14 protein-coding genes and 1 other RNA gene are annotated in these 11,552 nt (G+C 40.6%); 6 read left to right on the plus strand and 9 right to left on the minus strand.

From position 1 onward, the window contains the following. Positions 1-7: 7 nt before the first annotated feature. On the plus strand, positions 8-1,120 hold the full coding sequence (gene desK, locus KXZ66_RS11080) for a two-component sensor histidine kinase DesK (RefSeq protein WP_015251908.1): 1,113 nt from the start codon (positions 8-10) through the stop codon (positions 1,118-1,120). 18 nt (positions 1,121-1,138) lie between these two features. Next, the gene (desR, locus tag KXZ66_RS11085; RefSeq protein ID WP_004399356.1) at positions 1,139-1,738 is read left to right on the plus strand and encodes a two-component system response regulator DesR; all 600 of its coding nucleotides are present in this window, start codon (positions 1,139-1,141) and stop codon (positions 1,736-1,738) included. Positions 1,739-2,345: 607 nt separating this feature from the next. On the opposite strand, the gene KXZ66_RS11090 is transcribed toward desR, so the two are convergent. The 6 genes from KXZ66_RS11090 to KXZ66_RS11115 all read right to left on the minus strand — a co-directional run bounded on the left by KXZ66_RS11090 (position 2,346) and on the right by KXZ66_RS11115 (position 7,473). After that, complete coding sequence (locus tag KXZ66_RS11090; protein ID WP_021481459.1) at positions 2,346-3,209, minus strand: LysM peptidoglycan-binding and 3D domain-containing protein; 864 nt, start codon at positions 3,207-3,209, stop codon at positions 2,346-2,348. A gap of 247 nt (positions 3,210-3,456) precedes the next feature. Further along, positions 3,457-5,232: a DNA helicase RecQ gene (gene recQ / locus KXZ66_RS11095; RefSeq protein WP_049141166.1), complete on the minus strand. Its 1,776-nt coding sequence runs from the start codon at positions 5,230-5,232 to the stop codon at positions 3,457-3,459. A gap of 141 nt (positions 5,233-5,373) precedes the next feature. Continuing rightward, a non-coding RNA gene (ssrS, locus tag KXZ66_RS11100) (6S RNA) lies at positions 5,374-5,560 on the minus strand. 236 nt (positions 5,561-5,796) lie between these two features. After that, on the minus strand, positions 5,797-6,423 hold the full coding sequence (gene azoJ / locus KXZ66_RS11105) for an FMN-dependent NADH-azoreductase AzoJ (RefSeq protein WP_003231260.1): 627 nt from the start codon (positions 6,421-6,423) through the stop codon (positions 5,797-5,799). A gap of 151 nt (positions 6,424-6,574) precedes the next feature. After that, the gene (locus tag KXZ66_RS11110) at positions 6,575-7,066 is read right to left on the minus strand and encodes a TraR/DksA family transcriptional regulator (protein ID WP_049141167.1); all 492 of its coding nucleotides are present in this window, start codon (positions 7,064-7,066) and stop codon (positions 6,575-6,577) included. Between the two features lie 74 nt (positions 7,067-7,140). Next, a complete protein-coding gene (locus tag KXZ66_RS11115; RefSeq protein ID WP_014480020.1) occupies positions 7,141-7,473 on the minus strand; it encodes a hypothetical protein in 333 nt (110 codons plus the stop codon). Between the two features lie 77 nt (positions 7,474-7,550). Here KXZ66_RS11115 and KXZ66_RS11120 point away from each other — a divergent pair, with 77 nt between their 5' ends. Beyond that, on the plus strand, positions 7,551-7,775 hold the full coding sequence (locus tag KXZ66_RS11120) for a hypothetical protein (protein WP_219144544.1): 225 nt from the start codon (positions 7,551-7,553) through the stop codon (positions 7,773-7,775). On the opposite strand, the gene yocM is transcribed toward KXZ66_RS11120, so the two are convergent. Then, positions 7,762-8,238 carry a salt stress-responsive protein YocM gene (gene yocM / locus KXZ66_RS11125; RefSeq protein WP_049141169.1) on the minus strand — a complete coding sequence of 159 codons (477 nt, stop codon included), beginning with the start codon at positions 8,236-8,238 and terminating at the stop codon, positions 7,762-7,764. The genes KXZ66_RS11120 and yocM overlap by 14 nt on opposite strands. Positions 8,239-8,304: 66 nt before the next feature. Between yocM and KXZ66_RS11130 the strand changes: the two genes are divergently transcribed. Together KXZ66_RS11130 and KXZ66_RS11135 are read left to right on the plus strand one after the other, a co-directional pair. Next, positions 8,305-8,568: a hypothetical protein gene (locus KXZ66_RS11130; RefSeq protein WP_004399338.1), complete on the plus strand. Its 264-nt coding sequence runs from the start codon at positions 8,305-8,307 to the stop codon at positions 8,566-8,568. 5 nt (positions 8,569-8,573) lie between these two features. Then, a complete protein-coding gene (locus tag KXZ66_RS11135; RefSeq protein WP_003231251.1) occupies positions 8,574-8,807 on the plus strand; it encodes a hypothetical protein in 234 nt (77 codons plus the stop codon). 93 nt (positions 8,808-8,900) lie between these two features. Here the strand turns inward: KXZ66_RS11135 and KXZ66_RS11140 are convergent, their stop codons facing one another. Then, positions 8,901-9,245: a PH domain-containing protein gene (locus KXZ66_RS11140; RefSeq protein WP_003220141.1), complete on the minus strand. Its 345-nt coding sequence runs from the start codon at positions 9,243-9,245 to the stop codon at positions 8,901-8,903. 355 nt (positions 9,246-9,600) lie between these two features. Next, positions 9,601-9,804, minus strand: a complete 204-nt coding sequence (locus KXZ66_RS11145; RefSeq protein WP_003231245.1) for a DUF6501 family protein — start codon at positions 9,802-9,804, stop codon at positions 9,601-9,603. Positions 9,805-10,033: 229 nt separating this feature from the next. On the opposite strand from KXZ66_RS11145, the gene dhaS reads away from it, so the two are divergent. After that, positions 10,034-11,521 (plus strand): aldehyde dehydrogenase DhaS, encoded by a 1,488-nt coding sequence (dhaS, locus tag KXZ66_RS11150; protein ID WP_015714095.1) that lies wholly within the window; start codon positions 10,034-10,036, stop codon positions 11,519-11,521. Positions 11,522-11,552: the final 31 nt, after the last annotated feature.

The raw sequence follows: 11,552 nt of genomic DNA on the forward strand, positions 1-11,552 counted from the left end.
TAAGATCATGATTAAAAATCATTTTACATTTCAAAAACTAAACGGGATTACGCCCTATATATGGACGATATTTTTCATCCTCCCCTTCTACTTTATATGGAAATCATCATCTACATTTGTTATTATTGTCGGCATCATTTTGACGCTTTTATTTTTTTCGGTATATCGATTTGCTTTTGTCTCAAAAGGCTGGACCATTTATTTGTGGGGATTTTTATTAATTGGCATTTCAACCGCCTCCATTACTCTGTTCAGTTATATTTATTTTGCTTTTTTTATCGCGTATTTTATAGGAAACATTAAGGAACGCGTCCCTTTTCATATTTTATATTATGTCCATTTAATAAGCGCAGCCGTCGCAGCCAATTTCAGTCTCGTATTAAAGAAGGAATTCTTTCTGACACAAATTCCTTTTGTCGTCATAACCCTCATCAGCGCAATTTTATTGCCCTTTAGTATAAGAAGCCGCAAGGAGCGCGAACGGCTTGAAGAAAAGCTCGAGGATGCAAATGAACGGATTGCAGAACTGGTAAAATTAGAAGAACGTCAGCGAATTGCCCGCGATCTCCATGATACGCTTGGGCAAAAGCTTTCTCTTATCGGTTTAAAAAGCGACTTAGCAAGAAAATTGATATACAAAGATCCCGAACAAGCAGCTCGTGAACTGAAAAGTGTTCAGCAAACAGCGCGAACTTCTTTAAATGAAGTAAGAAAAATCGTTTCCTCTATGAAGGGCATACGGCTCAAGGATGAATTGATCAACATCAAACAAATTCTCGAAGCAGCTGACATTATGTTTATCTATGAAGAAGAGAAATGGCCCGAAAATATCTCATTGCTGAATGAAAACATTTTGAGCATGTGCTTAAAGGAAGCTGTCACAAATGTCGTCAAACACAGCCAGGCTAAAACTTGCCGAGTTGACATTCAGCAGCTCTGGAAGGAAGTTGTGATAACAGTGTCTGACGATGGAACATTCAAAGGAGAAGAAAATTCCTTTTCAAAAGGACATGGCTTACTCGGGATGAGAGAACGGCTTGAATTTGCAAACGGAAGCCTTCACATCGATACCGAAAACGGAACCAAGCTTACCATGGCAATTCCTAATAATTCAAAATAAACATAAAGGATGGCTTATATGATTAGTATATTTATTGCAGAAGATCAGCAAATGCTGCTGGGCGCTTTAGGATCACTTCTAAACCTCGAAGACGATATGGAAGTCGTAGGCAAAGGTACAACCGGCCAAGATGCTGTTGATTTTGTCAAAAAACGCCAGCCTGATGTATGTATTATGGACATTGAAATGCCCGGAAAAACAGGGCTTGAAGCTGCTGAGGAGCTAAAAGATACAGGCTGCAAAATTATCATCTTAACCACCTTCGCCAGACCCGGTTACTTTCAGAGAGCTATTAAAGCTGGCGTTAAAGGCTATTTGTTAAAAGACAGTCCGAGTGAAGAGCTGGCCAACGCCATCCGTAGCGTCATGAACGGAAAACGCATCTATGCACCTGAGCTGATGGAGGACTTATACAGCGAAGCTAACCCTCTTACAGATAGAGAAAAAGAAGTGCTTGAACTTGTGGCTGACGGTAAAAACACAAAAGAAATCGCTCAGGAACTCAGCATCAAAAGCGGGACGGTGCGGAATTATATCTCAATGATTCTAGAAAAGCTTGAAGTGAAAAATCGAATTGAAGCCATTACCCGGTCAAAGGAAAAAGGCTGGTTTAAATAAAAAAGGATCTTGGCATCTGCCAGGATCCTTTTTTTAACCTGAAATTCCCGTTTGAGAACCTCGCCGCAACCAGAAGAATTAAACTGTTCCATATCCTCGCTCCTATGCCCGCTGAACGATTGCTTGGTTAACAGCCCAATAAAAGACTGGATTGAATGATATCCCTGTTAAAATGGTCGGCCATTGCACATCAGCAGAATTTCTGATATTGATTATATTGTATTTTCAGTATGACAAAGTTGTGCCACTTCGCTCCCGAAGCTGCCATGCCCAACTGCAAGAGCCTAATAACACAATAAAGAACCGTCTGAAATCAATCCGAATCCGTCAATGGCATCTGCTACATCCAACTGCTTATTATCTGCCAAAAAAGATACAACACCAGCTCGTTTCGCTGATCAAAGATAGTAACAACCAGCTATAAATGTCATGATGCCGAATGTCTCTGTAATGTGGAATCAATCTTTTAACCCGAGAGCCCCTGAATCGCACATAAAGAGAAAAACGGGACCACTTTCTTTTATCAGCATATGATATAAACAGCTCTAAGCAGAACGAAAAAAAGACACAAGCCAAAAGCTCATGTCTTTTACCACAATCTATATTATTAGTTTAAGATTTTAACATTTACAGTTTTGACGCCCCAATTAGATGCATCACTTTTACTTGGTACAAATACGTCGATTTTATTTCCTTTAATAGCGCCGCCAGTGTCTCCTGCTGTTGCTTCCCCGTAGCCTTCAACATAGACTTTAGAACCTAGCGGAATCACATTAGGATCAACCGCAATAACTTTCGCGTTCGGGTTCTTATTTAAGTCAATGCCTGTAGCTGTAACGCCGGAAATGCCGCCGTCGTTAGCAGTGTAAGCAGTAGCAGTAACTGTTAGTTCTTTTGAAGCTTCTTGATTATTTGTATTTGATTGAACAGCCTTCTCTTCTGTGTTAACAGAAGTTTCTGCCTCAGCTTTTGTTTCTTGTTTAGGTTGCTGTTGTACAGCTTCTTGTTTAGGTTGCTCCTTTTGCACAGCCTCTTGTTTTGGCGCAGCTTGAGGTGCGTTTGTTTGCGCATTCTCAGTAGCTGTGTTTGCTGCTGTTGCCTGACCTTTTACTGAAAGAGTTGATCCAGCATAGATCATGTCAGAGCTTAAGTTATTCCAAACTTTAAGGTTGTTGACTGACGTTCCGAATTTTTGAGCAATCTTAGAAAGCGTATCTCCCGCTTTAATTGTATATTGCCCAGTAGTGGTTGTTTCTTCTGAAGAAATGGTCAGTTTTTCTCCTGCAATGATTTTATCAGAAGTTAACTTGTTCCATTCTTTTAAGTCCTTTAGGTTCACTCCATTTTTCTGAGAGATTCCCCAGAGCGTATCACCCTTTTGCACCGTAATTTCTTTTGCAGAAGCGTGAGCTCCGAATGCAGTTGTTGAAAGTGCAGCAACTGCCACAAAGGACATAATCGTCTTCTTCATAAGTAAATCCTCCCTTGTTAGCTTTTTATTGGCGGCTAACAGGTGATATCGTAACACACGTAAATGTCAAATCAATAACAAAAAGATATGATTTAGATTACAGTTCCTTTACATGAAGGATTTCTCTCTGATGGAAAGACTTGCTGAACCCTTGATATAATAGGCTTCGCAGGTCTTTTTATTTTGAGGCGAAACAGAGAAAATAAAATGTGTTTTTTATAGAAAAAAAGATTGTTTTTCTGTTTTTTTAGTCTGTCATCCTTGCATAAGCTTGTATTTCTTGTAAAAAAAGCCGGCCGTATTTTGCTCTTTTTTGTTCTCCGACTCCTTTTATAGACAAAAGTTCATCATCATTTACGGGCTGTTTTCCTGACATTTCTTTTAACGTTTGGTCAGAGAAAACAACAAATGGCGGAACACCCTGCTCAGCCGCAATTTCTTTCCGAACCATGCGCAATCGTTCAAATAGCTCGTCATTTTCAGTAATCGCTGCCGCTTTTAACGCTTCTTTTCTCGCTACTGATAATTCTCCTTTCAGCACATTCCTTCCTTTACTGCTGACAAAAAGAGTCGGAAACGTTCCGTCTGACATCCTGATGAAGTCGTCAGAAATAAGAAATTCGATAAAATCGCTGATTTCGCCAACGGATTGGTGTTTTAATATCCCGTATGTTGAAAGGTCTGAAAAGCCGTTTTCAAGAACTTTTTTATTTTTGGAGCCGGCAAGCACCTGGGCAACCATCGTCTTGCCAAACCGTTCTTTCATGCGAATGATACAAGATAAGACCATTTGCGCCTCCCGCGTCACGTCATGGGCCGCTCTTGTATCGGTACAGTTTCCGCACTGTCCGCACGCATCAGGCTCCTTTTCTCCGAAATACATAAGGATAAAACGCTGCAGACAATCTTCGGTATGACAGTAGTCGACCATTTGTCTCAGCTTTTTTAAATCCTGCTTTTGTTTCTCTTCATGTTCTGATTGCTCAATTAAGAAGCGCTGCACCATAATATCCTGCGGTGAAAACAGGAGAACACATTCACTGGCAAGGCCGTCCCGTCCAGCTCGTCCTGCCTCTTGATAATAGCTTTCCATATCTTTCGGAATTTGTGCATGCAGAACAAATCTAATATTTGATTTATCAATACCCATTCCAAAAGCAGAGGTTGCCACCATCACTTGAAGCTCATCATTAAGAAACCTTTCCTGCTGCTCTTTTCTCTCATCATCAGCCAAACCTCCATGATACCGGCCTGCCCTGACCTGATTTCGTTTCAATCTCTCATATATCCGATCAGCTTCTTTTCTGGTCGCTGTATAGACAATTCCTGCTTCATGCCTGTTGTTTTGCACATATTCGTCTATAAACCGATCTTTATTTTCTCCTTTTACTACTTTAAAGGTTAAATTCTCTCGGGAAAATCCGGTATATACCGTGTTTTCTTTTTGAATATGCAGCTGTTTGCAAATATCATCATGAACCTCGGGTGTGGCTGTTGCTGTTAACGCCATGATGACTGGCTTGTCGTGTAATTCACGGAACAAGATTTCAATATTCCTGTAGCTTGGCCTGAAATCATGGCCCCATTGAGAAATACAGTGCGCCTCGTCTATTGCGACCAAAGGAACATCTATGCCCTGCAAAATCCGGATAAACTCTGTGGACGTTAGTCGCTCTGGTGTAATGTAAAAAAGCTTATAAGCCCCTTCTTTGAGTCCGTTCAGCCTCTCATATATTTCCTGATTGGATTGTGTGCTGTTAATGTAGGCGGCGTTAATCCCCGCTTCTTCTAACGCATTAACTTGATCCTTCATCAAGGAAATCAACGGTGATATGACGATCGTCGTCCCTTCAAACATTAATGCCGGAATTTGATAGCAAATCGATTTGCCGCCTCCCGTCGGCATAATGCAGGCCGTATTTTGCCTCGCTTCCGTCACCAAGCGGATCGCTTCATCTTGGCCGCTCCGAAACTTCTCATAACCAAAATAATGAGCCAGAAGGGATTGGGCTCTATGTAACATAACGTGTAAACCTCGCTTTTCCTTGAATTTCTCCCATCATATCATAAAAAAGCGGCCTTCATTTCATTCACACAAAAATGGAATATTCACTATACCAAACCTTTTTAGATAAAATAAAAAGCCATTTCCGAAAAGGAAATGGCTTTCGCTACGTCTTGCCGTATGCAAGTAAGAAAGTTTTAAACCACCACTCCTCAAAGTGGGTGTTTGCAGAAACGTTCCTGTCGTCCTCTGCAATGGAGGCATGACATTCCGGCTTCGATATAAAACTCCCTATTACAGCTTAAAGGTTAAAACTTAATTAACAATACGCACAAAGTAGCTTCTTTAATATAGTACACCATCAGGCGGTTTTAATCAAGAGGTCAGAACAATTGTTTAGAAAAACTTTTTCCAGTGAATAAAACTGCTTTTTCTCCAAAATACCTGACAATTCGACAAACAAAAAATATATTACAATAAAAAAAACAGCCTTTTTCGCTAAAAGCGAATGATTATTTTCTTCTATATTAATGTGTATATACAAAAAGACTCCTATTTGTAACGATAGGAGTCTTGGCTTTATTAGAATTTTGCAGCAAGATCTTTTGCTTCTTGTAAACCTTTTTCAACGATTTCTTGCGCTTGATCAGGTGCTGCGTTATGTCCTTCGATGACAACTGTGTGCAAGTCTTGAACACCCCAGAAACCAAGAACTGTTTTCATGAAGTTTAATGACATTTCAAGTGCAGCCATTGGTCCTTCTGAGTAGACACCGCCGCGAGCGTTAAGAAGCGCAACTTTTTTGCCGCCCATTAAACCGACTGGTCCTTCTTGTGTGTATTTGAATGTAACGCCTGCGCGAGACAGATAATCAACATAAGTATGAAGCACTGCTGGCACTGTGAAGTTCCAAAGCGGGAATGCGAAAACAACTTTGTCAGCTTTTACAAACTGGTTCAGATATTTGTCAGCAATTGCTGCTTGTTTTTTCTCATCTTCTGTCATTTCCATTCCTTGACCTGCTTTAAATGTTCCGTTAATCATATCTCTGCCAAGGTAAGGAAGGTTTTCCTTATGAAGATCTAATTCAACCACTTCATCATTAGGGTTGTTTTCTTTATAAGCAGCTAAGAAAGCTTCGTAAAGTTTAGTTGAAACGCCTTCTTCAGCTGTACGGTCGCTTGATTTTACAAATAAAACTGTAGACATCTGTATTCCTCCCGGTAAACTTTTTATATTTACTTACAAATAGTATGTTACTTTCTTTTTTACGCAAAGTCAATCACTTTATTTTGAATATGAGATTTTTTTTCAAAAAAAAAGCAAGTACATCTAATATCGGTGTACTTGCTTGGCATTTTTACTTCGAATCTTGTTCACGATCCAAGATTTCATACGTCTGCGAGCTTTTTTGATCAATTGTTTCTTTGTTGGATAAGTCTTTTACCCGTTCATGAAACTCTCTTTCATAAGAAGGAGCATCTGTCTCCAGATCATCCTCCACATCAGCTTGGGCCTCAACTGTCATTCTTGCATAAGGAACAGCTTCAAGTCTTTCGTAAGGAATCTCTTGGCCGGTTTTTTCACACACGCCGTAAGTTCCGTCTTTCATCTTTTGTAATGCACGGTTGACCTCCTCTAACAGCTCCCGGTCAATCTCTCTCACTGTTTGGTCTGTCATCCGGTCTGTGACGAGCGTCCCGTGGTCTGCCATATGGTTGTCAACCCCATTGGAAAGCTCCCCCACTTCTTCCATCATTGATTCTGTTTCCTTTTTCTCGCCAGACAATTCTTTTTGCATATCGAGCAATTTATGATAGAGATGCTGTGTTTGTTCTTTTGTCAGTGCCATGTATATCCTCTCCTTTCTATCCTGTTTCCCGTTTTGCCTTCTGTCAAACATGGGAACATCGATGGAAAGATGAGCTACTGCCTTTTTGAACGGATCGTGACCGCTGGCGTCGATGGTGCTTCGGGTTTTCGTTGGCACTTTTTGTCCTTCTCTTCTGGCGGTATATAATAGGTTGCGCCTATATTTAATCTGCCGCTCAGTTCATCAATGGTCAGCTCGCCGAATTCAAGATGATAGTCAATTTTTTCGACATTCAGCGTTTCAATATGTATATAGGTTTCTTCAGACTCCTGTTTGCTGCTTTGTTTTTGTTTCTCAATCACTGAGAGTCTTTCTTCACATTCACGCAGTTTGTCAAGTTCTGGTTTCAAGCAATGCCTGATCAGCGACCGGAACATTTTTTTCATGACATCACGACCCTTTGCATACTCCTCTTTCGTCTACATATATAATGAGGTATATCCCATAGAAAGGAGAGGTTTTCATGCTTCCGACTAACATCAATATTTCTCATCTCAAGACTAACTCGATAGGCACCGGCTCATCCCTTACCTTTGGTTCTGCGGAGTTAAGGAACAGGCGCTCTTCTATCAAAAGAAATAACGGTTTTGGGGAACAAAATGCAGATGTTATTGTCATGGTCATTCCGATTGAATCAATTGATCGTGATGGGGCAGATGCACTCAGTATGAAAATCAATCATCAATAACAATGGTTTTCGCTTGACCTTCGTCTTTTTGAATAGTGATGTATAGGATTCCGTCTTTAAAAATGGCATTCATCTTTCCATGAAGATGATCGGAAAGCGGAATTTTCTTTTCAAAACTTCCGTATCTCCCTTCTTTTTGGCGAAAGTCCTGTTCATTAAAATAGGAAAAGCGCTGCCCCTTTACCACTAAATAATCTCCGTACGATAATATGTGAACGTCTTGTTTACGGTAGCCTGGAAGATAAATTAAAAATTGTACTTCCGTAACGGTATCTACAATATCCATGCTCGGAAATGAAGTATCTCCTTTCCCTCGCTGATCTTGCTGCGCAAACGGAAACGGAGATTGGCCATTTGTCATAAAAGGGGTTTTTTGGTCTTCATCAAATACCTGTTTCCAAAAGTCACCGCCGTACATCTGCTGTGCGAATTCCATCCACTGCTTCATCTTTTCGAAATCCATTTGAAGCCCCCTGTCTTAACATACTTTATAACCGCCAGCATACAACTATAGAAAGGAGGTTTGCCTGTGGTTCAACCAACTCCGTATATCAATATTAATATTTTCATGCTGAAAATTAATTCCTTTGAAAATGCTTCAGCGGTTAACGTAGGACAAAATTTATTGGCAGAATGGCAAAATTCAGATAAAAAAAATCAAGGCTACGGACAGAATTTTGGAGATGCGAGCGGATTTATGGGCACGAGAAGCCATGTGGATGACAGAGACCAAATTGATTCTCCGGCCTCTTTTGAAAGTGAAGCGGTTAACTCCTCAATCAAAAGGAAGTGAATGAGATGTTCTTTTCTCCCTCCGTCGTGAATGTCGGCGGATTTAAAATCAATACAATGGACCGTGGTTCCTCTTTAACACTCGGTCCGTATCAGCAGGTCGATTACTTTTTATCAGCTAAAATAAATCAAGGATTTGGAGAAGAAAATGGCGACTTTACTCCTCTTGTCGTACCGATTTCAAATGTATTAGATGCAGATCTTGTTGATTCGAACTCAGCGAAAAACAGTGTGGTGTAATAAGTAATAAGAACAGGGCGCACATGCCCTGTTCTTGTTTTTATATATAAAAAAAAGCCTAACCATTTTTTGAACGGCTGGCTCATCAAATATTCAGCTGCACAAATGCTTTGTCAGCACCGCCTGAACCTCGCTTAAATCGGTGTCTTTCGCAAATTCTAATTCGAACGTTTTGCTTCTTGTCATCAATAAAAGCCCAGTGTCCGGATCAAACATTCCCGCTTCTTGGATGGCAAAGCTTTCAATTGTTTTATATGGAAGAAATACACGAACCTTCTTTTTAGAAAACATTTTATTGTCAAAGAAAATGATCCGCTTATTTGTAAAGCAAATTTGGTCCACTCGGAGCTTATAAATCGATTCTATTCTTTCCCCTTCAACGAGCAAAGCCTCAAGCTTCTTTGCGTCCGTTGATCTGCTAACAGAAAAAATACCCAATGAAGAACCCCTCTTTCTGCATTTATCTATTTGTTTTATCATTCACTACATAAAAATAAGTCCTTTATCCCTATATAAGAATACGACATAGAAGACATTTAAACCATTACGAACAGATTACATTTTTCAAATTTTTGATTTGTTTTTTGGCTTTTAAGCTGTTGTCATCAAGTAATACGCACATATAGAGAAAAAAGTTTCAATATTCAGCAATGTTTTTATAAAAAAGTGGTTTTTAATGATTTTTTATTCTTGTTTTATATTTCCTGTTTTAACCACAAAAAAACCGCAGCTGAGCTGCGGTTTTGTGGATCGACCACTTTTAACAAAATATTCCTGATTATTCAAGGAAGCATTACATCTCTTCGAAGTATTCTTTATAATAGCCGCCGACTTTATTCGTATTGTCGACCACAAAGAGAAACTCCTCTGTTTCATTTTTTACTTCATATTCTTTTCCCGGCGTTAAAACGCGGTTTACGATATATTTTTTTGCGTTTGTCTGCACACACTTTACTTTTTTAATTGTTTCTTTTTCAAGCCAATTTTTATGAATCATGATGAAATCTCCTTTTCTTATCTATAAGCTTATTGTAGCTTTTTTCTTTTGTAAATTGCAATATCGGTTATTCATTGATTTTGCCTTGATTTCTATTATAGAATGTTTGTATACGCTTACGTTTGAAGTAACTATCACAGCTTATTTCTGCTATTCATTCCAGGAATCAATGTGCTATCACCAAGAATCTCAGAACAGACCATAAAAAATGACTGGAGGTTTGTTACGGATGAGTTCTTTAACGATGCAAGTGACGAAAAGGCTGGAGACATTTTTACAGGGAACAAAGAAGCTTTATATTGACGGTAAGTTTGTTCCGAGTGCCTCAGGGGCAACCTTTGACACTCCAAACCCGGCGACCGGCGAAACCTTGATGACGCTGTATGAAGCCCAGGCTGCGGATGTGGACAAAGCGGTTAAAGCTGCCCGGAAAGCCTTTGACCAAGGTGAATGGAGAACAATGTCTCCAGCTTCGAGAAGCAGACTGATGTATAAGCTGGCGGACTTAATGGAAGAGCATAAAACTGAGCTTGCTCAGCTTGAAACACTTGATAATGGGAAACCGATCAATGAAACGACTAATGGAGATATTCCGCTGGCTATTGAGCATATGCGCTATTACGCCGGCTGGTGTACAAAAATAACAGGACAGACGATTCCGGTTTCCGGCGCTTATTTTAATTATACGCGTCATGAGCCTGTCGGTGTCGTCGGCCAGATCATTCCATGGAATTTCCCGCTCCTGATGGCGATGTGGAAAATGGGCGCGGCACTTGCAACAGGCTGTACAATCGTCCTCAAACCGGCTGAACAAACACCGCTTTCAGCTCTTTATTTGGCAGAATTAATTGACCAAGCCGGTTTCCCTGCCGGTGTAATCAACATCATCCCGGGATTCGGTGAAGATGCGGGAGAAGCGCTGACGAACCACGAAGCGGTTGATAAAATTGCCTTTACCGGTTCCACTGAAATCGGAAAGAAAATCATGTCCACCGCAGCGAAAAGCATTAAGCGTGTTACATTGGAGCTGGGCGGAAAATCACCTAATATTCTTCTGCCGGATGCGAATTTGAAAAAAGCCATCCCGGGCGCTTTAAACGGTGTGATGTTTAACCAGGGCCAAGTCTGCTGTGCGGGCTCACGTGTCTTCATTCATAAAGACCAATATGATGAAGTTGTTGATGAAATGGCGTCCTATGCTGAGTCACTCCGCCAAGGAGCGGGACTTCATAAAGATACTCAAATCGGGCCTCTCGTAAGCAAGGAACAGCATGAGCGCGTTCTTTCCTATATTCAAAAAGGAAAAGATGAAGGAGCAAAAGCAGTGACCGGCGGAAGCTGTCCTTTTGAAGCAGGATATTTTGTCGCACCGACTGTGTTTGCGAATGTTGAAGACGAAATGACCATCGCAAAAGAAGAAATTTTCGGACCTGTGCTGACTGCAATTCCGTACGAAACTGTCGATGAAGTTATTGAACGGGCAAACCATTCAGAATATGGGCTTGCGGCCGGACTATGGACAGAGAACGTCAAGCAGGCTCACTATATCGCGGACCGACTTCAAGCCGGAACCGTTTGGGTGAACTGCTATAATGTGTTTGACGCGGCGTCTCCATTTGGCGGTTATAAACAGTCAGGACTCGGACGAGAAATGGGATCATATGCCTTGGATAATTACACAGAAGTCAAAAGTGTATGGATAAACCTTGAAGACTAACATGTATTTTTAAAAAACTGCTGCATGCCAG

The organism is Bacillus sp. LJBS17 (genome assembly GCF_019334685.1).
GTDB lineage: Bacteria > Bacillota > Bacilli > Bacillales > Bacillaceae > Bacillus > Bacillus subtilis.

Coding starts and splice junctions, on each gene's coding strand:
- desK (WP_015251908.1), top strand. CDS start 8: ATGATTAAAAATCATTTTACATTTCAAAAACTAAACGGGATTACGCCC.
- desR (WP_004399356.1), top strand. CDS start 1,139: ATGATTAGTATATTTATTGCAGAAGATCAGCAAATGCTGCTGGGCGCT.
- KXZ66_RS11090 (WP_021481459.1), bottom strand. CDS start 3,209: ATGAAGAAGACGATTATGTCCTTTGTGGCAGTTGCTGCACTTTCAACA.
- recQ (WP_049141166.1), bottom strand. CDS start 5,232: ATGTTACATAGAGCCCAATCCCTTCTGGCTCATTATTTTGGTTATGAG.
- azoJ (WP_003231260.1), bottom strand. CDS start 6,423: ATGTCTACAGTTTTATTTGTAAAATCAAGCGACCGTACAGCTGAAGAA.
- KXZ66_RS11110 (WP_049141167.1), bottom strand. CDS start 7,066: ATGGCACTGACAAAAGAACAAACACAGCATCTCTATCATAAATTGCTC.
- KXZ66_RS11115 (WP_014480020.1), bottom strand. CDS start 7,473: ATGAAAAAAATGTTCCGGTCGCTGATCAGGCATTGCTTGAAACCAGAA.
- KXZ66_RS11120 (WP_219144544.1), top strand. CDS start 7,551: ATGCTTCCGACTAACATCAATATTTCTCATCTCAAGACTAACTCGATA.
- yocM (WP_049141169.1), bottom strand. CDS start 8,238: ATGGATTTCGAAAAGATGAAGCAGTGGATGGAATTCGCACAGCAGATG.
- KXZ66_RS11135 (WP_003231251.1), top strand. CDS start 8,574: ATGTTCTTTTCTCCCTCCGTCGTGAATGTCGGCGGATTTAAAATCAAT.
- KXZ66_RS11145 (WP_003231245.1), bottom strand. CDS start 9,804: ATGATTCATAAAAATTGGCTTGAAAAAGAAACAATTAAAAAAGTAAAG.
- dhaS (WP_015714095.1), top strand. CDS start 10,034: ATGAGTTCTTTAACGATGCAAGTGACGAAAAGGCTGGAGACATTTTTA.